At 68.6% G+C, this 23,859-nt stretch carries 19 protein-coding genes and 4 pseudogenes; 9 read left to right on the top strand and 14 right to left on the bottom strand.

From position 1 onward, the window contains the following. Window positions 1-469 precede the first annotated feature (469 nt). Window positions 470-604 carry an aldehyde dehydrogenase family protein gene (locus ABZ904_RS27665; protein WP_361826097.1) on the bottom strand — a complete coding sequence of 45 codons (135 nt, stop codon included), beginning with the start codon at window positions 602-604 and terminating at the stop codon, window positions 470-472. Between the two features lie 48 nt (window positions 605-652). Between ABZ904_RS27665 and ABZ904_RS27660 the strand changes: the two are divergent. Beyond that, window positions 653-1,237: pseudogene (locus ABZ904_RS27660) on the top strand (aldehyde dehydrogenase family protein); the annotation flags it as partial. A 119-nt stretch (window positions 1,238-1,356) separates the two neighbouring features. Here the strand turns inward: ABZ904_RS27660 and ABZ904_RS27655 are convergent. After that, window positions 1,357-2,196, bottom strand: coding sequence for an oxidoreductase (locus tag ABZ904_RS27655; RefSeq protein ID WP_360996278.1), 840 nt, complete (start codon window positions 2,194-2,196; stop codon window positions 1,357-1,359). Between the two features lie 169 nt (window positions 2,197-2,365). Here ABZ904_RS27655 and ABZ904_RS27650 point away from each other — a divergent pair, with 169 nt between their 5' ends. After that, a complete protein-coding gene (locus tag ABZ904_RS27650; RefSeq protein ID WP_359403934.1) occupies window positions 2,366-2,911 on the top strand; it encodes a TetR family transcriptional regulator in 546 nt (181 codons plus the stop codon). A 315-nt stretch (window positions 2,912-3,226) separates the two neighbouring features. On the opposite strand, the gene ABZ904_RS27645 is transcribed toward ABZ904_RS27650, so the two are convergent. After that, complete coding sequence (locus ABZ904_RS27645) at window positions 3,227-3,586, bottom strand: ANTAR domain-containing protein (protein WP_360996281.1); 360 nt, start codon at window positions 3,584-3,586, stop codon at window positions 3,227-3,229. A 133-nt stretch (window positions 3,587-3,719) separates the two neighbouring features. Between ABZ904_RS27645 and ABZ904_RS27640 the strand changes: the two genes are divergently transcribed. Continuing rightward, window positions 3,720-3,860, top strand: coding sequence for a hypothetical protein (locus ABZ904_RS27640; protein WP_359403928.1), 141 nt, complete (start codon window positions 3,720-3,722; stop codon window positions 3,858-3,860). Next, window positions 3,857-4,681, top strand: coding sequence for an AraC family transcriptional regulator (locus ABZ904_RS27635; RefSeq protein WP_361826031.1), 825 nt, complete (start codon window positions 3,857-3,859; stop codon window positions 4,679-4,681). The genes ABZ904_RS27640 and ABZ904_RS27635 overlap by 4 nt, the downstream gene beginning before the upstream one ends. A 211-nt stretch (window positions 4,682-4,892) precedes the next feature. Here the strand turns inward: ABZ904_RS27635 and ABZ904_RS27630 are convergent, their stop codons facing one another. The 4 genes from ABZ904_RS27630 to ABZ904_RS27615 form a co-directional block, all read right to left on the bottom strand. Further along, on the bottom strand, window positions 4,893-5,681 hold the full coding sequence (locus tag ABZ904_RS27630) for a DNA-formamidopyrimidine glycosylase family protein (RefSeq protein WP_361826028.1): 789 nt from the start codon (window positions 5,679-5,681) through the stop codon (window positions 4,893-4,895). A 218-nt stretch (window positions 5,682-5,899) separates the two neighbouring features. Then, on the bottom strand, window positions 5,900-6,319 hold the full coding sequence (locus ABZ904_RS27625) for a CBS domain-containing protein (RefSeq protein ID WP_361826025.1): 420 nt from the start codon (window positions 6,317-6,319) through the stop codon (window positions 5,900-5,902). A gap of 185 nt (window positions 6,320-6,504) precedes the next feature. Continuing rightward, window positions 6,505-7,056 carry a hypothetical protein gene (locus tag ABZ904_RS27620; RefSeq protein ID WP_361826022.1) on the bottom strand — a complete coding sequence of 184 codons (552 nt, stop codon included), beginning with the start codon at window positions 7,054-7,056 and terminating at the stop codon, window positions 6,505-6,507. A gap of 271 nt (window positions 7,057-7,327) precedes the next feature. After that, the gene (locus ABZ904_RS27615) at window positions 7,328-7,891 is read right to left on the bottom strand and encodes a TetR/AcrR family transcriptional regulator (RefSeq protein ID WP_359403914.1); all 564 of its coding nucleotides are present in this window, start codon (window positions 7,889-7,891) and stop codon (window positions 7,328-7,330) included. 107 nt (window positions 7,892-7,998) lie between these two features. Between ABZ904_RS27615 and ABZ904_RS27610 the strand changes: the two genes are divergently transcribed. Continuing rightward, a complete protein-coding gene (locus ABZ904_RS27610) occupies window positions 7,999-8,718 on the top strand; it encodes an MBL fold metallo-hydrolase (RefSeq protein WP_361826019.1) in 720 nt (239 codons plus the stop codon). A 637-nt stretch (window positions 8,719-9,355) separates the two neighbouring features. Here the strand turns inward: ABZ904_RS27610 and ABZ904_RS27605 are convergent. From ABZ904_RS27605 to ABZ904_RS27590, 4 genes and pseudogenes are all read right to left on the bottom strand, one after another. Further along, complete coding sequence (locus ABZ904_RS27605) at window positions 9,356-10,534, bottom strand: ROK family transcriptional regulator (protein WP_359403908.1); 1,179 nt, start codon at window positions 10,532-10,534, stop codon at window positions 9,356-9,358. Window positions 10,535-10,742: 208 nt separating this feature from the next. After that, a complete protein-coding gene (locus ABZ904_RS27600; protein ID WP_359403905.1) occupies window positions 10,743-12,050 on the bottom strand; it encodes a hypothetical protein in 1,308 nt (435 codons plus the stop codon). Between the two features lie 87 nt (window positions 12,051-12,137). Next, entirely contained in the window at window positions 12,138-15,680 is a 3,543-nt protein-coding gene (locus ABZ904_RS27595; RefSeq protein ID WP_360996292.1) for a ThuA domain-containing protein, read from the bottom strand. A 598-nt stretch (window positions 15,681-16,278) separates the two neighbouring features. Continuing rightward, window positions 16,279-16,479: pseudogene (locus ABZ904_RS27590) on the bottom strand (IS701 family transposase); the annotation flags it as partial. A 301-nt stretch (window positions 16,480-16,780) separates the two neighbouring features. On the opposite strand from ABZ904_RS27590, the pseudogene ABZ904_RS27585 reads away from it, so the two are divergent. Then, window positions 16,781-17,180 (top strand): annotated as a pseudogene (locus ABZ904_RS27585) (transposase); the annotation flags it as partial. Between the two features lie 242 nt (window positions 17,181-17,422). Here the strand turns inward: ABZ904_RS27585 and ABZ904_RS27580 are convergent. Then, window positions 17,423-18,130 (bottom strand): transposase, encoded by a 708-nt coding sequence (locus ABZ904_RS27580; protein ID WP_361826094.1) that lies wholly within the window; start codon window positions 18,128-18,130, stop codon window positions 17,423-17,425. Between the two features lie 234 nt (window positions 18,131-18,364). Between ABZ904_RS27580 and ABZ904_RS27575 the strand changes: the two are divergent. Further along, window positions 18,365-18,490, top strand: a pseudogene (locus ABZ904_RS27575) (IS110 family transposase); the annotation flags it as partial. A gap of 80 nt (window positions 18,491-18,570) precedes the next feature. On the opposite strand, the gene ABZ904_RS27570 reads toward ABZ904_RS27575, so the two are convergent. Further along, window positions 18,571-19,473, bottom strand: a complete 903-nt coding sequence (locus tag ABZ904_RS27570; protein ID WP_359403896.1) for an NmrA family NAD(P)-binding protein — start codon at window positions 19,471-19,473, stop codon at window positions 18,571-18,573. A 184-nt stretch (window positions 19,474-19,657) separates the two neighbouring features. After that, complete coding sequence (locus ABZ904_RS27565) at window positions 19,658-21,202, bottom strand: MFS transporter (RefSeq protein ID WP_361826016.1); 1,545 nt, start codon at window positions 21,200-21,202, stop codon at window positions 19,658-19,660. A gap of 266 nt (window positions 21,203-21,468) precedes the next feature. On the opposite strand from ABZ904_RS27565, the gene ABZ904_RS27560 reads away from it, so the two are divergent. Both ABZ904_RS27560 and ABZ904_RS27555 read left to right on the top strand, forming a co-directional pair. Beyond that, window positions 21,469-22,065: a TetR family transcriptional regulator gene (locus ABZ904_RS27560; RefSeq protein WP_361826014.1), complete on the top strand. Its 597-nt coding sequence runs from the start codon at window positions 21,469-21,471 to the stop codon at window positions 22,063-22,065. Window positions 22,066-22,997: 932 nt separating this feature from the next. After that, window positions 22,998-23,429: a hypothetical protein gene (locus ABZ904_RS27555; protein WP_361826012.1), complete on the top strand. Its 432-nt coding sequence runs from the start codon at window positions 22,998-23,000 to the stop codon at window positions 23,427-23,429. Window positions 23,430-23,859: the final 430 nt, after the last annotated feature.

The following is a 23,859-nucleotide window of genomic DNA, read 5'->3' as shown; positions in this document are numbered from 1 at the left end:
CCGGGCGTTCTTCTCGCGGCGCTGCCAGTCGGCGCCGGTACTCTTCCTCGTCGATCTTCCCACTGGCGAGCGTTCGGCGAGCACCTGCTCGGGCGGCATCCCCGTGGGCTTGCGCGGGTGCCCGGAGCCGGTTCATCGTGCGGACCAGCAGCGCGATGAGGGGGAACGAGCACCGCCCAGATCAGGATCGCGCTCACCGACGCGACGAGCCAACCCCATCCGGTCCCTGAACAGTGGATCGGTGCACCCGGACGCCAGATTTTCGCCGCGGTGCCCTGTGGCAGGGCGTCGACCAGCGTGGACACCCGCTGCGAAGCGCGCTCGACCTCGGTGGCAACGATGCCGTCCACGTCAGGAACCGATTACCGAGCGTGGCGGGTACCGGAGGGCCCTCCCCGTGGAACCGACCGGCCCTGTCGTGCCGGCCGTCAGGCAGGAGGCGGCCCGACGGGGTGACGGCTCCGCTCGGCTACGACTGGCGGAGCCGGGTGATGGACTTTTGCTCGACGTAGCCGGTGAGTCCGGCCTTGCCGCACTCGTGGCCGAGGCCGCTGGCCTTGTAGCCGCCGAAGGGGCCGTCGAAGCTGATGGGCGAGCCGTTCAGGGCGACGATTCCGGTGCGCAGCTTACGGGCGACGGCCAGGGCGCGCTCCGGGTCGCACCGGCTCCACCCGTGCCGGCCGGCGCATCGCCTCCATCGCGGGCGAGCACCTCAAGCGCGTCAGCCTGGAGCTGGGCGGCAAGTCCGCGGCTTTGATCCTGGAGGACGCCGACCTGGAAGCCGCCGTACAGGGGCTGCGCTTCGGCTCCCTGGCGAACAACGGCGAGGCGTGCATCCTGCAGACCCGCATCCTGGCCCCCCGCAGCCGCTACGAGGAGGTCGTCGCCGCGCTCAAGGACATGGTCGAATCCCTGAAGGCGGCGACCCCTCCGCCCCCGACACCTTCATCGGCCGATGATCCGCCCCGACCAGCAGCAGCGCGTCATCGACTACATCAACATAGGCATGGCCGAGGGCGCCCGCCTGGTCACCGGCGGCCCGCACATCCCCGAGGGCCTGGAGAAGGGCAACTACGTCACCCCGACCCTCTTCGCCGACGTCGACAACTCCATGCGCATCGCCCAGGAGGAGATCTTCGGCCCGGTCCTGGCCGTCATCGCCTACGACGACGAGGACGACGCCGTTCGTATCGCCAATGACTCCGACTACGGCCTCTCCGGCGGCGTCTGGTCCGCCGGGGGCCGGAGGGGTGGACGGCCGAGGCTGGGGGCCACGAGCCGCCGCCGTCGGCGCCAGGAGCGCGGTCGCGCGCGAATTCGGAGGCTGCTTGTTCCCGTCCGCGGGCGGGATGACCATTACGCGGCCGGGTAGTCCGTGGAGCGGCTGACCGCGGCCCATGAGTCGGCCTCGGCGAGGCGGGCCTGCTCCGCGCTGACCGCGATGCCCAGGGCGTCGCTACCGAGCAGAAGCCGGCGCGGGGGCTCCTGCGCATCCACGGCGGTGATGACGGCCCGGGCCATTCGGGCGGGGTCGCCGGGCTCGCTGCCGCTGTAGGCGGCAAACCGCTCCAGCCATGCGCCGACCGTCTGCCGGTAGTCGGGAGCGATGGGCCCGGACGGCTCCGCGGCGCCGGCGGCCCAGCCGGTGCGGATACCGCCCGGCTCCACGATGATCACCTTGACGCCGAACGGGGCCACCTCGTTCGCCAGTACCTCCGAAAAACCTTCGACCCCGAACTTCGCCGTCTGGTAGGCGCTGAGCCCCGGTGTGCCGCCGATCCGGCCGCCGATGGAAGAGATCTGGACGATGTGCCCGGACCGCCGGCCACGCAGCACGGGCAGTGCGGCTCGGGTCACGTTGATCACACCGAACAGGTTCGCCTCGACCTGCGCCCGGAACTCGTCCTCCGGGAAGTCCTCGATCGAACCGCTGGTGGCATAACCGGCGTTGTTCACGACGACGTCGACGGTGCCGAATCGCTCCACCGCGGCCGCGACCACGTCCCGAGCCTCGGTCGGCGAGGTGACGTCCAGCGCCACGGTCTCCAGCCGCTCCGGGTACTCCGCCTTCAGCTCGGCCAGCGCCTGCGGCCTGCGCGAAGTCGCGGCGACTCGATCGCCGGCCTTCAGAGCCTCGAGAACCAGGGCCCTGCCGAGGCCCTGGGAACCACCGGTGATCAGCCAAGTCCGCGTCATGGCGTACTCCTTCATCATCTGGTCATGTCTTGCCGTCCTTCAGGACGCAACTTCACTGTAGGTATTTTCAAGGGAAATGCAACACTGATGTTGCAGTACTTGAATAAGACGCATCTCACGATCCGATGATGGTGCTGTAAACACCACGACGCGATAGAATCACCGGATCATGAGAGCCGATGCCGCACGCAACCTGAGCACCGTCCTCCGCACCGGGGCCCGCCTCCTGGCGGAGGACCCGAGCACATCGATGGCAGCCATTGCCGCCGCGGCGGGTGTCGACCGCACCACCGTCCACCGCCGCTTCGCGAATCGGGAAGCGCTGCTGCACGCCGTCTTTCAGGCCAAACTCGACTCGGCCGAGCGGGTCCTGGACGAGGCGCGACTGACCGAGGCACCGGTGCCCGTCGCCCTCCACCGCTATGTGGAGGGGATCATCCCCGTCAGCCGCGAGTGGCCTCTCGACACGCGCCGCATGATGCAGAAGGACCCCGAAGCACGGGCTCGCCGCGAAACGCAGAGTGAGCGTCTGAACGTCTTCGTCCGGCGTGCTGTGGATGAGGGCTACCTGCGCGCCGACGTCGACGCGGCCTGGACGCGAGCGGTCCTCGACCAACTCGTCGACAGCATCGCCCACCAGTTCCCGTCGGTGGATCCCCCACAGGCGGCCGACCGAGTCGCGGACACCTTCCTGCGCGGCTTCGGCACGGCCTGACCCTGCTTGGTGGTCGACAGGAAACCGAGCAGGGTCCCGGGCCCGTCCGGGGCACGGCGGACGTTGTTGTCCGGCCGCATCCTGGCTCGGGGCACATCGTTGTTCGGCCGCGTCCTGACTCGATGGCCACAGCCTCGGTGGCCCACGACGGCGGTGAAGCGGTCAGTCGTCGGCGAACCCTGCGCAGACGAGGGCAGCGGGGCGCTGCGTCGGCGGGCACGACCCTGGACGTGCTGCGGACCGCGGACCCGCGTGCCCGTCCGGTAGCGGCACCGGTGCCGAGGCCTCTCCTGACCTGACCGCGACGGCTCGGTTTCATGAAGCCCGGCTGCACATCACGGCTTCTTCGTCCTCGTCGCTCTCACACGAGCGGTCCCCGTCCGAACTTCGCACGTGGTCCACCGCGTGGGACAGCGCCCGGCGGACGACCTCGGGCAACGGCCCGCCGGCCGGCCACTGCACCAGGCAGCGGGCCACCTCCCGCAGCTTGACGTTGGTGTGCTGCGAGATGTGTTTCAGTACCTCCCACCCCTGATCGGGGCGCAGGCCACCGACGGTGATGACCACACCGATCGCCTGGTCGACGAGAGCATGCGAGTCCGCGGCACGGCGGAGTTGCTCCACCTCCAGCTGCAGGGCCGTGACCCGGTCCGCGTGCTCGTCGTGCCCGATCATGTCCCACAGCCTGCGCGCAGCGGGCTGCCGGGAACAGCCATCAGGCGAACAGCCTCGCCACCTGTTGTCCAAAGAACGAAAAATACCTGCTCAGCCGGTACATGACGGAGACGGCCGCGGGCAACTGACATCCATGGAGACGCTGACCTTCGACAGCGACGACCTGGCGGCGACCGAGGACTTCCTGAGCCAGGCCTACGCCAAGATGCGCATCGGCAGCAGTACACCCGGCCCCAGTCGCGCCCGCATTCGCGGACCGGCATCGCCTCGGTGAGCGTCGACGACATCGACCTCGACTTCGAGATGAGCTACTCGGTGACGCCGCTCGGCAGGAACTGTCTGTGCGTGGTCCACGACGGTACCGTGCAGGACCACACCTTCCAGGGAGTCGAGGACGCCTTCGGCCCCGGCGACGTGGCTCTGTTCGCACCGCCCGACCTGCTGTACTCCGGGCGGATCTGCAACGCGCGTTACAACATCACGATGCTCGATCCCGTCCTGCTGACCCAGGTGGCAGGCTCCGCCGGACCGCACGACGACCGGCCGGTCCGGCTGACCGGGCACCGGCCGCGCTCCGCAGCGGCCGCCCGGCAACTGGCCCACTCCATCGGCTATCTGCGTGACCACGTCCTTGCCGATCCGGCCGTCGCGGACCAGCCGCTGGTGGCCTCCACCGCCGCCCAGCACCTGGCGGCGAGCGTGCTGTCCGCGTTTCCCAGCACAGCGCTCACCGAGGAGGCGGACACCGACAGGGGCGACGCGCACCCGGCGATGCTGCGTCGCGCTCTCGCCTACATCGACGACCACGCCGACCAGCCGATCACCGTGGCCCAGATCGCCGCGGCCGCTCGTGTCACCGTACGGGCCCTGCAGTACGCCTTCCGGCGTCATCTGGACACCACCCCGCTCGCCCATCTGCGCCGGGTGCGGCTGGCGCAGGTTCATCGGGACCTGGGGGCCGCCGATCCCACCGGTGGTGCCACGGTCACCGAGATCGCCGCCCGCTGGGGCTTCTATCACCCGGGCCGCTTCGCCTCCCTCGACCGGACCGCCTATCGCCGCGCTCCTCACCAGACGCTGAACGGCGGCAGCTGAGCCGGCCGGATGCGCGTTCGCGCCGGGACGCGAAGAGGTGGGCCGCCGGAACGAGGCCACCTCCGCACACGACGACGGGACGCTGACTGCCCGTCAACAGACGCTGGGCGACGGCCCAGGCCGCAAGGCCGTGTCGTCCGGACCGACCCCAAACAGTGTCCTTGGGTGCTCGGCCGAGACATCTGACGTACGAGGGACCGTCCCGACGGGCTCAGGCCTCGTCCGGCTGGCACCGCGGGCACCACACCGTGCCGCGGCCTGCCATGCGGGTGCGGCGCAGATGGGCGCCGCAGCGAGGGCACATCGGGTCGGGGTCGTCGCGGTGGCCGGTGAGCCATGAATCGCGCGGTGGGACGCAGCCGGCGGTGACCGCGGAGCGCAGTGTGCGTCGCATGCCGGTGTACAGGTCCCGGCGTTCGATCTCCGTCAGATCGCCGGCCCGGGTGCCCGGGTGCAGCCGGGCACGCCACAGGATCTCGTCGGCGAGCAGATTGCCGAGACCGGCCAGGACGGACTGGTCGGTCAGCGTGGTTTTGAGGTGGCCACGACGTGAGGAGAGCGCGTCCTCGAACTCCTCACGGTCCACGGTCAGCGCATCGGGCCCCTGGCGCTCCAGTAGCCGGGCGACGCCGGAGTCGTCGTCGGCCAGCCACAGGCCCTGGAGCTTGCGCTGGTCGCGGAAGCGGAGCTGGCGGTCGCCGCTGAGGGTGAACAGGACACGGTCGTGTGGCTCGACCGCGTCGTCGGGACGGGCGCAGAGCAGTCGGCCGGTCATGCCGAAGTGCAGGAGGAGGGTGGGGCCGCCGGTATGGGCGAGCAGCCACTTGCCACGCCGCTCCGGCTCGGTGAACCGGCGGCCCTCCAGCGCGTCGCGCAGCCGCCGTACGCCCACCCCGTGCAGGACACCCGTGTCGCGCACGTCGACGCGACGGATGGCTCTGCCCTTCGCGCAGGACTCGAGCACCTGGCGGAACCCATCGACGTCCGGTAGCTCAGGCACGGCAGACATCCTCACGCCGGGCGAGGACACTCGGTGCGTGATGAGGGAAAGCCGTCCAAGTCGAAGCGGATCCGGCCGCGGACGCCTGCTTCTGCCTCAGGGCCACGGCAACCTCCTCGATGCGCTGCACTGATGCCGACGGCGGTACGGCGCGGGACGTCGAAGGCGTAGCGCGGCCGTGAGCCTCCGCGTGACCTGGTGGGGACCCCTGAAGCCCGCTACTCGTTGGGCCGCGCCGCGCTGATGTCGCCGAGCACCGAACGGGGATCGCGTTCGATCGCCATGTCGCCGAGAGAGACGATGCCGACCGGATGGTCGCCCTCGACGACAGGGATGCGACGGACGGAGTGCTCACGCATCATCCCGACAGCACGGTCGAGTTCATCGTCCGGGCCGATGGTGACCAGATCATCACTGCACGCGTTCGCCACGGTCGTCTGCTCCGGGTCTACGCCCTGCGCGAGGGCCCCTACCACCAGGTCGCGATCGCTCACCAGTCCGCGCAGGTGATCCTTCTCCGTGACCAGGACGGCGCCGATGTTCTGGTCACGCATCAACCGGGCCACGTTGGCCACGGAGGCCTGCGGTTCCACGGTCACCGGTGCGGTGGTCATGATGTCGCGCACGTGCTGGGTCATGGTCGATCTCCTTCCCCGGCTCGGCGGTGCCGTTCACCGCCCTTCGCCGCCGGGTACCCACCGAGCGAGGCTGGGCACAGGAGAGCACGGCCGTTCTGCCGCCGAACCTGGCCTGTGTCTTTCACGGAGCCGTCACCGTCGCAGCGCTCCGGCTCCGGCTCCGGACATGAGCCTGGCGGCAGTCTTCAGCGCTGCCAGAGGAAGGCAGCCGCGCTACAGGGGCGGCAGTGAAAGACGTAGCCGCGACCACCTCCGCCGAAGTTGGCGGAGGTCGCGAAGTCGGCCCCCTCTTCGAGTTCGGCCGTGAAGGTCATACGGGCGCTGCAGGAGGGACAGTCGGGAGTCTCGTCATCCTGGATCCAGTCGGGTTCGCCACCCAGCCGGCCCAGGACCGGCTCCGCGGTGGGGACGTCGACTGGGTGGGGGCGCAGGGCGGTGACCGCACCGAGCAGGGTCTCACCCTCGGTGGGAACGGTGGCCGGCGCGAGTCGACCACTGAACACAAAGGCGCGGTTGGCTCCGGCGGTGGCATCCCAGTCGTCGCACATGCCGGGGTCGTTCTGGCAGAAGAACACCGCGACCGCCCCGAGATCGAGGGGCAGATGAGCGAGGAACTGCATGGGCCCGCCACACTCGCGGCAGTTCGGCCAGACGAATCCGTCCGGGACGAGTGGAACTCCTCCCGTGCGCAGTTCGGGAGCGTCAGCTACGGCTTCCCCGCCGTGGATCAGCAGCATGGCCAAAGCCTAAGTGGAGCCTCCCGCACCCCAGCCGGGGGCCGGGCAGCGTAAGCGCGGAACGGCCCGGTCGGCCCGACGGCGAGAGCGCGACGCGGCTGTGGCGGTACAGGGCGACCCGGCCGGACAGCTCGGATGGGCGCGTGAGGAGGGCAGGTCGGCACCTGCCGGGCTGGTGACAGGGTCAGTTTTCGGTGCCGTATGGGCAACGCAGCCAGACCCGTACGGCCTGGACGGGACTGGAAGGCACGCTACGGGCGGTCGGACCGCGTCAGGCCGGCCTGGTGAGGGCGGCCGCCAGGTGGGCCATGCCGTACTCAAAGGCGCGGTCCACATCGCCGCCGAGGTTGAAGGCGTCGGCCAGTTCCATGCTGATGAAGCCGTGCGCCCAGGCGGTGATCATGCGGGCCGCCTCCAGGGCTTCGGCGGGGCCGACCAGTTCGGCGGCTATCTGCAGGACGGGGGCCGCCGCGCGGGCCAGGCGGGCGGGGTCGGGCCTGGTGGGGCCCGGGGAGCTCGTGAAGATCAGATGGTAGGCGGCCGGGCGGGCGTGGGCGAAGGCGCGGAAGGCGCGGAGCAGATCGGCCAGGGTCTCGCGAGGGTCCGGGGCCGTCGGGACGGCGTGGAGGTGTTCTTCCAGGTCGAGAAGGGTGGCCTCGGTGACGAGGAGGACGAGGGCGTCACGGTTGCGGACCCGCTTGTAGAGCGAGGGGGCGCGCACGCCGACCCGGTCGGCGACCGCCTGCATGGTCAGCTGAGCGAGCCCTTGCGACTCCAGGATGTCGCGGGCTGCCTCGACGATGGCTTCGAGCGAGGTGCGTTCGGGCGTCGGCATGCGAACTCCTTCCGGCCGGTGCGATGTCGTCTTCATCATAGCTATGGACCATAGCCATGATGGCTATGTATCGTAGCCATCATCGCAGCTCGGCGAGGAGAAGGATCATGAAGCTCGATCAGCACCTGCATCGCATCGGGAACGACATAGTGGCGGTCTATCTGGTCGTCACCGACGACGGCGTGACGGTCGTCGACGCCGGGTTGGCCGGCCACTGGCGGGAGCTGATCGCCGAACTCGCCGCCCTGGGCCGGACCCTGGCCGACATCCGCGGCGTCGTACTCACCCATGGCGACACCGACCACCTCGGCTTCGCGGAACGGCTCCGCCGCGACCACGGAATCCCGGTCTTCGTCCACAGCGCCGACGCCGCGCGCGCCCGGGGCGAGGTCAAGCCCAAGCCCAGCTGGGGGCACGCCAGACTCGGCGCTGTGGCCGGCTTTCTCTGGTACGCGGGCCGCAAGGGCGGCCTGCGCACGACGTACCTGACCGAGGTGTCGGAGGTGAACGACGGCGACGTGCTCGACCTGCCGGGCGCGCCCCGCATCATGGGGTTGCCGGGGCACTCGCCGGGCAGCATCGCCGTTCATGTGCCCGACGTCGACGCGGTGTTCGTCGGCGACGGCCTCACGACCCGGCACGTACTCACCGGACAGCGCGGGCCGCAGCCGGCGCCGTTCACCGATGACCGGGAGCAGGCGCTGGCGTCGCTCGACCGGCTCGGGGAGATACGGGCGAAGTGGGTGCTGCCGGGGCACGGCACGCCCTGGAACGGTGGCGTGCAGGAGGCGGTCCGCCAGGTCCGGGCCGCGGCACAACCGGAGTAGCAGCGTCCGGGCGTGGAGCTGAACCCGCGCCACGCTCGTCCGGACGAAGTGGAACCGACGGGCCCGGGGCTTCTCGGCGTGCACAGGGGACATGCCGAGGCGCCGGCCGTCGGCCGTCGGCGACCATCGGGCGGGCCGACGGGAGCTTGGCGCCCAAGGACCGTTCCTGGTCAGTGAGCAGGAGTGAGTCTTGTACCCGATCCTGGTCAACTGGCGCATCCCGAACGGTGGTGGATGCACTGGTCTCCAGGTTTGCCGGAGCCGGGCGCCATGACAACCAGGGAGAACCCCAGGTGGGGACATGGGAGGATCCAGGGCGAGCTGGCCCGGCTCGGCCACCCCATCGCCGCCTGGACGGTCTGGGACCGTAGCATCCGGCGTGAGGCCCTCGAGCACGTCCTCATCATGGGCGAGGCTCACGCCCGACAGGTCCTGGCTACCTACAAAAGCACTACAACGCGCATCGGCCTCATCGGGCCCGCGGTCAGCTGCCACCCGACTCGGTCCAACAGCCCGCCACCGTGCACGACTTCGATACGCGCAGACTCCTGCGCACCCGCGTCCTCGGCGGCGTCATCAACGAGTACCGCTACGCGACCTGCCCCACAGGCGTGCGGGCTGTCTTGCGGGTTGTCCGTCATGACGCCTGCTCGAAGGCGAGGTCGCTGGCCAGCACCGCGGCGCCGGTCACACCGGCGCGCGGCCCCAGCTCGGACAGCACAACGGGCAGGTTCCTGGTCGCAAGCGGCAGCGACCGGTGGTACACAACGCTGCGGATCTCGGCGAGCAGGATGTGTCCGAGCTGGGCGAGCCCGCCACCGATCACGATCATCGAGGGGTTGGCGAAGCTGACCAAGCCGGCAAGTACGCTGCCGACGTGGTGCCCACCGTCGCGGATGAGCCGGATGCACGTCACGTCGCCCTCGGACGCGCCTTCGGCCACATCCTTTGCGCTGACCGCGTCGAAGGCGGCAAGCCGCTCGGCCAGTGCCGGGGACCTGTGCGAGCGCGCCGCCGCGGTCGCCTCGCGGGCGAGTGCGGCGCCGCTGAACAGCGCTTCGAGGCAGCCGACGTTGCCGCAGGAACAGACCGGCCCGTGCGCGTCGACCTGGATGTGCCCGATGTCGCCGGCGCAGCCGTCGGTCCCGCGGTAGACGTTTCCGTCCTGGAAGATGCCGCACCCGACTCCGGTTCCGATCTTGACGAACAGGAAGTCGTTGACCGAGTGCGCGGCGCCGCCATGGCGCTCACCTATCGCCATGATGTTCACGTCGTTGTCGACGACCGCGGGGCAGCTGTGCTTACGGGTGAGGTACTCGCGCACGGGGAATCGGTCCCAGCCCGGCATGATCGGCGGCGACACCGGCACACCGTCGCGGAAGCTCACCGGGCCGGGCACTCCGATGCCGATCGCGGTCAGCCGCTCGTACGCCCCCTCCGTGCGGGCTTTTGCGAGCAACTCGTCGGCCCGGTGGAGGATCGCCTTCGGTCCCGAGCGGAGGTCGGCGGACTCCTGGTACGCCGCGACCTGTTCCAGCCGGCCGTTGGTCACCTCGACGTCGATCGAGGTGGCGCCCAGGTCGATGGAGGCGAAGCGCAGATCCGGGTTCAGTTCGACGAGCGTCGACCGGCGACCGCCTCGGGACGTGGCGGGCCCGGCCTCGGCGGCGTAGCCCGCCGCGATCAGACGCTCCAGTTCGGCGAGCAGCCGCCGCCGGGGTACCTCAAGGCGGTCGGCCAGCTCGGCACGCGACAACGCGCCTTCATCGCGTAGCAGCCGCAGCAGCTCGACATGCAGCGGTTGTGGGCTTCGCATCGGGGTCACCTCTGACGCGTTCATATCAGCGCAACATGCTGTGCCATGGCTTCCACCATAATGACTTTCGCCAAGAGTGGTCCATACCTTTGGGTGTTACTTATGGAACTTTTGTTCTTTCACGCAAAAGTCCGGGGCGGGTGCGGCGGCCAGTGCCCCGCCCGTGCCGCGGCGGCCACCGCGGCACGGGACGGGAAGCGGCCGGGTGTCAGCCGCGCAGTGCCGCCATGCCGGCCGCACTGATCCTGGAGAACCGCAGGGACTGGCCCGGGTCCGAGTTGCCGCCCGGGGCGTTGTCCTGCTCGTAGTTCGCGTTGTAGTGCCCCTTGGCGCCGACGCCCTCGTAGAAGGTGGTGTAGTCGATGTCGCTGCGGGGGTCACCGAACGGGATGAAGTTGTAGCCGTTGCCGACGCCGGGCGCCTCGCCGGTGGCGTCGCCGTCCTTGGCGTGGAACAGCTGGTAGCGCTGCGGCTGCTTGGCGACCTGGGCGGCCGGGTCGAAGATGTCCTCGACGCGGTTGCCCTCCCAGTCGTAGCGCCAGCGCCACTGGTGCTGGGCGACGTGCGCCCAGTACACGTCCATCTCGATGACGCACAGGGCCGGGTCGGTGACGTCGAGGTAGTGCTGCATGAGGCGCTTGCCCGACTCCCCCCGCACCTGGGTGGGCGCGATGGGCTTGCCGGTCACGCGGTCCTGGGTCACGGTGACCATGGGGCCGTCCTGCAGGAAGTTGTACGCCGGCGAGTGGTTGTGGGTGTAGAGGTGGATGCCCCACTGCCGGCTGATCGTGTTCAGCGCCTCCCATTTCTCGCCGGCGACGGTCCACGGCTCGATGTTGCGGTTGCCCGAGTTCGTCGGGTCATTGCCCGTGCCCATGAACGGTGTGCCCAGGATCGCCGCGAACTCGAGTTCGGTCTGCAGCCGCTCGTAGTCCTGTGCGGCCATGGTGCCGCCGGCGCTGTTCGGGCCGTTCCACGTGTTGGGGATGAACCCGTGGTTGCCGATCGCCTCCAGGCCGTAGGCGTCGAGGAAGCCGCGCAGGGTGCGTGCGTACGCCAGGTACGCCGCCCGCGACTGCGGTGTGGTGACGCCGCCGGGCGCGGGGTTGGGCACGTCGCCGCCAGGGTTCGCGGCGTTCTGGCCGTAGCCGGCGAACTCGATCTGCTTGAAACCGCAGTTCGCCAGGAACTCGAACAGCTCCGCCCAGCCGCCGGGCAGCGGCACCAGCGGGCCGAGGTCGGTGGGGTCCTGCGGGAAGTTGGGGCCGCCCAGGTAGCCCATGGTGGGTGCGACGCCGAGCGCTCTGCTCGCCGCGATGCCGACCCGGGTGGGCACGTCGCGCTGGCTGTAGGTGATCGTGCCCAGCTTGCCGGCGGGGATGAGCCGCCCGTTGGCCGCGCTCGCCTGGGCCGGTGTGAACACGGATGCGGGGCCGATCGGGCTGAACGCCGCGGCTACCGCCGCGCCCGTGCCGGCCATGAACCGGCGTCGGCTGAACTTGCTGTTGAAGGCCATCGTGGTCCCTCTTTTCGAAGTGGCTGTACCAGATCAGGGCCGGGAGCGCCGCAGTGAGCGTGCGGCGCCCCCGGCCGCGGGGTGGTGCTAGGAAGCGCTCACTCCTTGTCCGCCGAACTCGGCCCAGTTGAGGTTGAACAGGTTGGCGCCGGTCTGGCCGCCCGTGACCGACCGGAACACGAGGTAGATCTTGTGTTTGCCGCCAGGGTCGGTGATCGGGAACTTCTGGCTCTCCCAGGCCGCCGTAGCACCGGTCGACGTGAGGTTCGCCTTGGTGAGAACCGGCCCGGTCACCGAGTCGAGGTGGACCTCTACGGCGGCCATCGGGCTACCCGCCGGCACCTGCGTCGACGTACTCGCCACCCGGAACGTCAGCGAGTCGATGCTGTGCAGGTCGAACGGTCCGTTCAGACCGATCCAGTCGCCGTCGCCGAGGCTGCCGCGGTGCTGGCTGCCGCCGGCCGGGTCGTTCGTCGTGGCGACGTTGGTACCGGACTCCTCCAGGGCGACCTCGGCCTCCTGGCGCTTTTGCCGGATCTGGTTCTGAGCGACTGTCGTCAGCGCCGGAACGCCGCCGGCTCCGCCCTTATCGGTGTACGAGGCGCTGATGACACCGAACACGTTGCCCCCGTGGGACACGTCGTTGGCATCGGTCGCCAGCACACCCGTGCAGCCGTGGGCGCTCTGCTCGGCGTGGCCGTGGGTGTCGTGGCCGAGGACGAACGTCACCTCGACCTTGCTGCAGTCGATCGTCCCGTCCTCGGGATCGGTGACCGTCACCGAGAACGGGATGCTCTCGCCGAAGGAGAACAGGCCGCCGTCGACCGGCGTGTTGACGGTCACGGTGGGCGCGGTGTTGCCGACCGTGATGGTCGTGTTCGCCGAGGCGGACTTGCCGCTGGAGTCGAGCACCGTCAGCTTCGCGGTGTACTGTCCCGGCGTCGTGTAGGTGTAGTTCGGGTCGGGGTCGATCGAGTCGACGGTTCCGTCACCGTTGAAGTCCCACTCGAACCGGATCGAGTCGCCCGCGTCGGGATCCCGTGAACCAGCGCTGGAGAACTGCACGTTCAGCGGTGCGGAGCCGTTCGTCGGCGTCGCCGCGAGCACCGGGATCGGTGCGCGCTTGCCCTTGACGTAGTCCCACCGGTACAGGCCGGCGTCGGCGTTGCTGTTGAAGAAGCCGTCGCCGTAGCCGAGCAGGTAGAAGTGCCCCTTCCCGTCGAACTGCATGTCCATCGGGTTGTCGCACTCGAACGGCTTGTTCGTGTCCGGGACCCGCCTGGTGTTCAGACCGGCGCAGTCGAGCAGGTCGTTGATCTTGAACACCCTGCCCTTCGAGTCCAGGCGGACCTCCTTGAGGGTGTCCCGGGTGAACTCGCCCATGAAGACCGCGTTGTCGTAGTACGGCGGCAGCTTCGTCTGATCCGGGTTGTCCGGGTCGAAGTGGTACTTGGCCGCGCCCTGCGGGCCGACACCGCCGGTACCCAGCTCAGGGAACAGCCGCGGGCAGCTGGTGGCACCCGAGCCGTTGTAGTAGGCGAGACACGGCGTACCGATCGGGTTGTCCGCCCGGTTCTCGGGCGTGTACGAGTACCAGATGTCCGGGTTGGTGATCGGCGGACCGTACTCGAGGCCGGGCTCGACGGTGGGTCCGCCGTTGAGGTTCCACCGGGAGTTGTTCTGCGGGCCGTGCTCGGGGTTGTTGCACTCGAACGGCTGCGCAGGACTGTCCAGCGGCGTGGAGGTGTTGAAGTTCCAGCGGTAGTACGGCAGATCCGGCTTCACGCACAGCGGCCAGCCGTAGTTCGCCGGCTTGCGCACGATCTCCACTCGGCCGGTACCGGCCGGCCCGCGGAAGTTCTGCGGAGTCTGCGAGTCGGGCGAGTAGTCGGTGATGTAGGCGACGTCGTTCTCGTCGACCTGGACCCGGAACGGGTTGCGGAAGCCCATCCCGTAGATCTCCGGACGGGTCTTCTCCTTGCCGACCGGGAAGAGGTTGCCCGAGGGCACCGTGTAGGCACCGCCGAACTTGTTCTGGTCGCCGGCGGCGATGTCGCCGTCCTTGACCGTGATGCGCAGGAGCTTGCCGCGCAGGTCATTGGTGTTCTGCGCCGAGCGGCGGGCGTCGACGAACGGGGCGTTGTACTGCCCGGTCGTGGTCATCATGTCGTTGAAGGGAGCGAAGCCCCCGGAGTTGCCGCCGCCGGACGGGGTGTCGTCGCCGGTGACCATCCACAGGTTGTTGTGCTTGTCGAAGTCGATGTCGCCCGCGACGTGGCAGCAGGCGCCGCGGTTGACCGGAACCCGCATGATCTCCTGCTCAGAGGCGACATCGAGGTGCGCCGGTGTGTCCCCGGTGGCGTCGACGAACTTGAAGCGGGAGAGCTGGAAGTACCCGACCCAGGGATCCCAGACCGACGGTGAGGCCCCGGTGGTCGGCGCGTCCGCCGTCGGAGTCGTCTGCGTGACGACCTCACCCGTCGACAGCTTCACGTCCTTCACGGTGGGAGGCGCGTAGTAGAGGTAGACCCAGTGGTTGGTCTTGAAGTCGTTGTCGATCCCCGGCCCGTACATGCCGTCTTCGCTGTTCTGGTAGACCGGGATCTGGGCCAACACGGTGGTCTTGTTCGACTCGGGGTCGTGCAGCCGGACGCTGCCGCGGCGGTCGGTCTGGAGGGTCCGACCGTCGGGAAGGACGTCGAAGCCGATCGGCTCGCCCAGGTTCGGCGGGGCTGCTACGGCCGTCTGCTGGTAGTTGGACAGCACCGTCGCGCCGCAGTCGGAGTACACCGGGTCGGCCTGCCCGGCCGCCCACTTGATCGCGCCACCGAGGTGCGAGCGCATGTCGCCCTCGCGGAAGCTGCCCGCGGTGTTGCCGAGCGCGGTGTAGAAGGAGCGGCCTCCCTCAAAGTCCTTGCACCAGGTGACCGGGTGGTCGGCCCCCATCGTGCCGCCCTTGATGCCGGTGAGCGTCTCACCCGACGGCTGCTGCTTGAAGGTGTCCTCGACGACGGTGGCAAGGACATGGCTCTTGCCGCGCACATTGGACTTGAAGTTGTACCAGGCGTCGGAACGGGTCCAGTACTCCGGCAGGTTCTTGGACGCCTCGTGGACGCGGTCTGCGACCTTGATGGTGCCGGGCTGCACGTCGGTCCGGCCGGATGCCCGGGTGCCGAGGACGTCGGACAGGAATTTCCAGTCGGGCTGGGCTTCGATCGCCGAGCCGATGGCGACGAGGCCGCCGCCCGCGCGGTAGTACGCCTCGAAGGCGTCCTGCTGGGCGGTGGTGAGCACGTCGCCGTTGGTGTTGAGGAAGACGACGGCACGGTACTGCTTGAGGTGCTCCTCGTCGAACTTGCGGGCGTCGTCGGTCACTTGAACCGCGAACCGGAGCTGATCGCCCAGCTGCCTTATGGCGTCCACACCGGCGTTGGTCACCGACGGGTGTGCCTCCGTGGATTTCGTGAAGACCAGGACTCTGTACTGATTGCCGGAGCTCTCCGGCGCCGCAGCGTCCAGTGGGGACGCCGCGGCCGGGACGGACGCCGATGCCAAACCGATCAGCATGCTGCCCAAGAGTGCGAGCAGCGCGCCGAACACGGTGAGGCGGCGGCGAAAGGCTATGCGCATGGAACCTCCTCAGGGGTACGCCAGACCAACGGGCCGTCGCGAGGAGACGGCCCGGCCAGGAAGGGTGCGGTATGCGCCGGAATGTTCAGAAAAAGGCGGACAGGTGACCGATCGCAGCGGTGCGAGCGGGACGGGGACGGCGTGACGGCAGGTGCGTGTGCTACGTCGAGCTGCGCATCAGTGCCCACCGGGATCACTGGTGAGCGACTGGCTCGGTCTCCGAGTTCTTGAGCGGATCGTATAGCCACGATTGCGCCAAAGAAAGACTCTGTTACGCGAAAGTTTCAGGCAACAGGTCCGAACTTTTGCCCAGACAAGTCAAAGTCCGCTGACGAAGAGAAGAACGCCGTTGCCCAGCCAGCGATCTCCGACGGCACATCACCGACGTACTGGCGATCAAGCCCGGCAATCGCCGCCGCCCGCCAGTACCAAGCACGCAGCAGACGCCTCCGCGTACCCGCAAACACGTTGAGCACGTAGACGGGACTGCGGTCCGGCTAGTAGGACTCCATTAGCGTGGGATGTCTTGCTGGCTGCTGTCTGATCCGGGATCGGGGCAGGGGCTGGTGGCAGGTGGTACACACGCCGGTCCAGCAGTTCAGCAGGTCTTGGAGGGCATCGAGGATCTGGTAGAGGGTGAGGCCGGTGTGCGGGCTTTTGGGGCCATCCGCTGCTCGGTGAGGAAGACGTGGGCGGCGGTGACCAGGGTGACGTGGTGGTGCCAGCCGGCCCAGGAGCGGCCCTCGAAGTGGTCCAGACCCAGGCCGTGCTTGAGCTCCCGGTAGTCGTGCTCAATCCGCCGAGCTCACTGCACCTATGAATGGGTATCAGGTAGGTGATGTGCCGGTAATCGGGCGTGAGGGGCTGTTGCGGCTGGTCGTGGTGGTCGAGCGGCTGCGGGCCCGGCAAGGTGAAGAGGAGAGCGAGTCGTCGTGGACGACGCAGGGGGCGGCTGCCCCAGAGCCTGACCCCTCAGGGCCTGGACGAGGGGGTCTGGGCGGGGCTGCCGGAGGTGAACCGGCTGCTGGCGGTGCGGTGGCTCGCGGTGTTGGCGGGCCGGGCTCTGTCGGAGGCGGCAGCTGCACCGTCGGTGAGCGGTAAGGCGGGCCGCGAAACTCGCCTGGATCGGCTGCCACCGACCCCCGCCTGCACCGCGCCTGGCGCCTGAAGGAGGCCCTGCGGGCAGTGTTCTCCCTGGCCAAGTCCCGCCCCACCGCCGCCCTGCGGGCACTGGACCGGTGGATCGGCTGGGCCCGCCGCTGCCGCATCGACGTCTTCGTCGACCTCCAGCGCCGTGTCCGCCGCCATTACCAGGCGATCCGCGCCGCGCTGACCACCGGCATGAGCAACGGACTGATCGAGTCCACCAACACCAAGACCCGCCTGATCATCCGCAGAGACTTCGGCTTCCACTCCGCCGACGCCATCATCGCCCTGGCCATGCTCACCCTCGCCGGCCCCCGCCCCCAACTCCCCGGACGCCAACCCGCCTCAGCATGACCCACACATCAGGCAGGAGAGCCCCTTTGTCTGCGTCTCCCGATGGGCTCCCCTGGCCAAGTCCAGCGCCGCCGTCTGACATCCACGGCTGACTGTGAGGACGGTGATGGCGCCGTCCGAGGGGTCTGACCCGCCATCTGACCGACGCATGCTGTCCTGTTGATGATTTGTCGGCCGCTTCGGGCGGTGCCGTCCTGCGCACGGCCGGTCGGGCGTTTGTGACCTCATAGCGCCTCTGTGTGTCAAGCGGCCTGTGCGAGGTGGTTCCGTTGATCTCGTTTCATGATCCGGTAGACCACGTTGGAAAGCCGTCGTTTCAGGGCCCGACGGGCCTCCGCTGGTGTCTTTCCTTCCGCGATCTTGCGCAGGTAGTACTCCTGCCCGCGCCCGCCGTCGTGGATCTGACATACGGCGACGATGTGCAAGACCGAGTTGAGCGCACGGTTGCCGCCGGTGTTGAGCCGATGGCGGACGTTGTTGCCGCTGGAGGCGTCCAGGGGTGCGCTGCCGGTGTAGCTGGCGAAGTGGTGCTCGGTCGGGAAGCGGCTGACGTCTCCGACATGGCCGATGACCTTGGCGGCCAGCACGGTGCCCAGGCCTGGCAAGGTCGTCAGCGTGGTGTGGGTCGTGGCGAGCGCGTCCCGCATCTCAGCCTCGTTGTCCTTGACCTGCCGGTCCAGGCGCCGCAGGTCGGCCAACAGGTCGCGGGCTATGTCGCGGCGGCAGGCGTCGGTGGCCGTCACGGGCCGGATGGCCTTCACGGCGACAGCGGCTTTGCCGGCGGACAGTCCGGTGGGTGCACCTCCGGGCGGGAGATCGCGCAGGACGGCGTGGAGCCGGTTCAGGACGCGGGTGCGTTCGTGGACCAGGTCGTCGTGCCGTTCGGTCAGCAGCCGCAGAATCGTGGTCTGGTCCTCGGCAACGACGATCCGCAGGTCGTGGCGGAACAGGGCGACTTGGGCGACGTGGAGAGCGTCTTTCGCATCGGTCTTGCGGTCGCCGCCGGTGGCCGGGAGTCGGGCCCGTGCCGACCGGCACCCTGGACGCTACGGCTGCAGACCGGGCGTCTGGGCTCGATTGAACAAGTCAGGAGCCCGGCCAAAGGTCCCATCACAGCCTTGTCCTCCCGCCCGCCCGGCGCGTGCCATCCCTCATGCGCCGCACGGAAGGACAGCGTCATCAGCATGGCAGACGAGACAGCGGTGGTCGGCGGTGTCGACACCCACACCGACTTCCACCAGGCCGCCGTGATCGACTCCATCGGCCGGCACCTGGCCACCCAGGCCTTTTCCACCACACCAGACGGCTATCCTGTCAGCCGCACTGAGGCCACGGCCAGGACTGGCCCCGTGCCAGCAGTCGCCTTGGGCCCGGTCGCGGCCGGGACAACTCAGCCCAGGTAGAAGTCCCTGCGGGCGGCCACGAACTCCTCGATCGACTGGGCAGGGACGCCCGTCACGCGCTTGACGTCGTCGGCCGTGCGGTCGTAGCGGTTGTCCCGGTGCAGCTGGGCCATGGTGGCGACGTGCTGTTGAAGGTGCGGTGGCATCCCCAGCTTCGGGAGCTGGGCCTCCCAACGCTCCAGCGGCATGTCCGCATAGGACACCGGACGGCCGAGCGCCGAAGAGAACTCTGCGGCCAGCTCCGTCATGTCGACCGAGCGCGGCCCGGTCAGTTCGTACACCTGCCCGATATGCGGAGTCGGATCCCGCAGCACGGTGGCGATGACCCGGGCGACGTCATCTACGGCGACCGGTGAGGTGCGTCCAGTGCCGAACGGCAGCGCGATCGTGCCGCTCTCCTGAATCGAACGCGCTGCCATCGTGGTGAACAGGGGAGTATCCAGGAACGCCGTCGGCCGGATGTGCACCACGGGCAGTCCCGACCAATTGAAGACCTGCTCAGCCAGCCAGTGCAGGCGCTGCTGGTGCGACTCCTCGGTGCTGATGGCGGTCATCTGCGACACCGTCATCTGCGACAGGTCGACCAGGGCCTCCAGATTCCCGTGCTCCTTGGCAACGGAGGCCACCACGGTTGCCGCGAGTAGATGGTCCGACGACACGCGCATCGCGAAGTACATTCGGGTCACGCCCTGCAGCGCGGCCGCTACCGTCTCGGGACGGGTCAGGTCGCCGATGACGACCTCCGCACCGAGTGCCCGCAACTCGGCCGAGCGCTCGTCCTCGCGGCGGACCATGAAACGCACCGGCACGTCCTGAGCACGCAGTTGCTCGAAGGCCGCGCGGCCCACGCCGCCGGCACCAGGGATGAGAACAAGGTTGTCGGCAATCATTAGTCGATCCTCTCGGAGTGATGGAATAACTGAGTTGAGGTGTGGTCAGGGCGTCAGCGGGGCTGTCGGCGAGCAGCCACAGCGCGGTCTCGATGACGGGAGTGTCCGCGGCGGCACTGCGGGAACGTCCCCACCGGACGGTCGCCTACGGTGTCTCGCGGGATGGTTCTGACAGCCGCTCGGCTCAGGCGGTCTGGCGCCGGGACGTATCGCGGCCGGCGGCCACTGCGGCGGTTTTGCCCGGCAGGAAGACCAGCACGACGACCGCGCCGACCAGGGCGACGGCTGCGGATCCTGCCGCGGTGATGTGCATGGCGTGGATAAAGGCGTCGTGCGCGGGCTGCACGAGGGGCCGGCCGGCCGGTCCCAGCTTCTCGGCGAGGGCCAGGGTCGCCTGGACGGATTCACCTGCCACGTGCCGGTCGGAGGCGGGCAGTACGCCCAGGTGGCCGTCGATGCCGTTGCGGTAGGTAGTGGACAGCAGCGACCCCAGCACGGCGACGCCCATGGCCCCGCCGACCTGCCGGAAGGTGTTGTTGACCGCGGATCCGGAGCCGGCCTTCTCCCGCGGCAACGACGACATGATCATGACGGTGGCGGGCGGCATCACATGGGCCATCCCCGTGCCCATCAGGAAGAACAGCACCTCCAGTACCCAGATGGGGGTGTCCTGGCCGAGCAGCAGGAAGCCGGCGAAGGCCACGGCGGTCAGGACGAGGCCGGAGGCGCACACGGCTCGGGCACCGAAGCGGTTGACGACCAGCCGGGCCCGCGGGGCGAAGAACATCTGGGAGACGGCCAGTGGCAGCACGAGCAGACCGGACTGCAGGACGCTGTAGCCACGCACGCTCTGGTTGTAGAAGACGCTGAAGAACGTGACGCCCATGAGAGCGAAGAAGACCAGGCCGATGGCGGCAACCGAGGCGGAGAACCGCCGGTTGCGGAAGTAGGTGACGTCGAGAGCCGGATGGTCACTGCGGGCCTCGTACACCACGAAGCCGGCAAGGACCGCCAAGCCGCCCAGGATCGTCGCCCACGCCTGGGGCCGGGTGAAGTCGCCAAGCTGGCCGCCCTTGATGATGCCGTAGACCAGCACCGCCAGACCGATGATCGACAGCAGCACACCGAGCGGGTCGAGCCTGCCGGGCCTGGGGTCCTTGGAGTCGGGGACGATCGCCACCATCGCAGCCATCGCGGCGACCACGATCGGCACATTGACCAGGAAGACCGAGCCCCACCAGAAGTGCTCCAGCAGAACGCCGCCGGCGATCGGACCGGCGGCTATGGCGAAACCGACCACACCGGTCCAGATGCCGATGGCCTTGGGCTGCTCCTCGGGCTCGAAGACGTTCATGATGATCGCGAGAGTGGCGGGCAGGATGAAGGCACCGCCGAAGCCCATCACGGCGCGGAAGGTGATGAGCTGCCCGGAGGAGTCCGACAGCGCGGACAGTACCGATCCCACACCGAACACGGCCATGCCGAAGAGCAGCACCTTCTTACGGCCGAGCCGGTCACCCAGCAGGCCCGCGGTAAAGAGCAGCCCGGCGAAGACAAGCGTGTAGGAGTTGACCGCCCACTCCAGCTGGCTCTGGGTGGAGCCGAGTCCGGTGGGAGCGGGCTGGGCGATGGTCTTCATCGCCACGTTGAGGATCGAATTGTCCAGCATCACCACCAGGAGACTGAACGCGAGCACGGTCAGGATGGCCCAGCGCCGACGATGGACCACCTCGGAAACCCTTCGCCGCTGGGCGGATGGCGTGGGCGCCGCGGGCGTCGAGGAGTCGGCGGGTGTGGGTGGTGATGCCACAGGGGTCTCCCGTGCTGTCGATGATTCTGCGATTGCCGGACGGAGGCCGTCGGACTCGGACGGCGGGAGGCGGCGCCAGGCCCTGCCTGATCTGCGGTCGCCTCACCGGCAAAATAGATGTCGCAGTCAGACTAAACGCGAGATAGAATAGATTGCAAGCAACAGCTATCGAGGAGAGTGATCCCGTGGGCCGCGTGTCCAAGGCGCAAGCGCAGGAGAACCGGCAGCACGTCGTGGCCACCGCCTCCCGGATGTTCCGCGAAAAAGGCACCGCGGTCAGCATCGCCGACCTGATGAAGGCCTCCGGGCTCACCCACGGCGCGTTCTACAAGCAGTTCGCCTCCAAGGAGGACCTGGTCGACGAGGCCATCGCCCACGCCTTCGAGAATCCGGAGCCACACGCGTCCGCGGGCATCGAAGGGCCCACCGGGGACCACGAGGCCGCCCGCCGGACGATGATCGAGCAGTACCTCTCGATCTGGCATCGTGATCACGTCGGGGAGGGGTGCCCTGTCTCCGGCTTCGCTGCCGACCTGGGGCGCGAGCCCGACCAGGCCGCCCGTTCCCAGAGCATCTACATCGGCGGGGTACGGAACCGCGCCGCCCGGCTCGCCACCGTCGACGACGACGGTCTGACCCAGCTCTGCACCATGGTCGGAGCCCTGGTCCTCGCCCGCGCCACCCGGGGCAACCCGCTCTCCGAAGAACTGCTGCAGGCCGCGCGCACAGTTCTCACCAAGAGCGGCGCCGGGCAATACGAACCGCAGCGCTGCGCGGACTGACGGAAGCCAGCTGGCGGTACAGGCCGCCTCCCGGGCAGAAAACCCGCATTGACAACCTCGGCGCGGAGGTCGAGTCCATCGAGCAGGTCAACGCAGCCCCTGACGAGACGAAGTGCGCCTGACAGGCCCCACTCTGGGCTCGCCTGCGGCGGCTCGGAACCGTGCCCGTATCAGAAGCTCCTCACTGGCTATGTCGGTTCGGGAGCAGGCAGCGCCGCCAAGGCCGCTCACAGTCGGCGACTCGGTGGCCGCTCATTCGCGGGATCTCGGGGAGTGGACGGTAGCGCAGATAGTCCGACTCGATGCCGATTCACAGACAGCGGCCGTACTCGAGTTGGACTGGTCCGGCCCCGAGCCGTCGTCCGTGGCCGACCTCGGCGACGTCGCCCCGCTTAGGCTCACCGACCACTCATGGAACGGGGCGCTGTCCTTGTGCAACCACGCATGGGTCCTGCCCCGCAGCCACAAGGTCGTCGGAGCGATGCCCCTGCTCCATGACAGACCGGCGAACTCCTGGGCCTCCGAATGGAACCTGGGCGACCAGCTCGCCCGGCAGCGGCGGTGGGATAGCGGCGTCCGGGAGGACCCGGTCATAGCCTGGAAGGCGGAGTACACCGGAGAGACGGTCAATGAATTCCTCAGCCAGTCGGCAGCACCAAGATCAGAGGTCACGCAGCTGACGATCAGGGATATCGACTCCCTCGACTGCGCTCAGCTCGTCCAGCGTTTCCCTGGGGTGGCCCGGCTACATCTACACGGACGCCTTGGCCTCCTCTCCGCCGCGGGCGAGCTGAACCGGCTGGCCTCTCTCCAGGGGATCCGCATCATCGACCTGTTCGGCATGACCAGAGAAGACCGTCTTCAACCGCAGTGCCTGGCGGAGCTGGAATCAGTGGACCTCTACAGCATCCCCGCCGAAATACGCCTCGGCCATGCGCAACATCTGGCGACCCGAAATCCCAGCAGGCACCTACGTGTCCACCCTCCGGGTCCGCAAGCCCGAGTGGGTCGAGGAGAACCGGAGCAACCCGTTGCGCGACTGGGACGGCCGCGAACAGATCAGCGCCACCACCTACAAGAGGGCCGTCACCCAGTACAAGACGACGCGGAAGGCGATCCTCCAAGTGTTCGCCGCAGAACCCGCAGACATCCGACTGACACGCGCCGAGGAGATCGGGCGTGCCTACGGAGAGGCTTTTAACCAGCTTGACCGGCGATCGGGCTTCATCGAGAACGTAGAGAGCGAAGAACTCTTCGCCGCCCTCGACCACATCGTGAACGAGGCCGAAGCACTTTACGGCCCCGGCCTCGAAGACGCCCGCGACAGCCTCATCTCGGGAGCGGAGTCCGTCCGAGATTGGTAGCGAGGCATCCATCGCCCTGCTGACGCCCGTCGGTTCTCGCCCTGTTTTGCGCCGACCTTTTCGGGCACCAACTGACACCAACAACTGTCGATGGGGGGCGATCTCTGGGAGTTGTGCCCTGACGATCTTGTGGCCGAACTCAACGGCTAGGCGGACCACGCACGGATCACTGCGCTGATGAAGCGCTACAGGGCACAGAAGCGATAGGGCGCCCCCGGAGCGTCGACGACGAATGCGCGCACCACAGTTGCACCAGATCAGGCGAGAAACAGCGGGGAACCACAGGGAAAGCATCATCGTCTGCCAAGGCTGCCTGTAAAACATTCGCCCAGGCCCAACGTCGATCGTTTAGGCGGCTCGGCTGGGGTGTGAGTGTTCTGCCGATGTTGCGTCAGGTCGTGTGAGCTGAAGGATTGTCATGCCTGCGGGC

Source organism: Streptomyces sp. NPDC046900, assembly GCF_040644975.1.
GTDB lineage: Bacteria > Actinomycetota > Actinomycetes > Streptomycetales > Streptomycetaceae > Streptomyces.
Note: the sequence above shows the minus strand (reverse complement) of the source record. Positions and strands in the feature narration are given on the sequence as shown.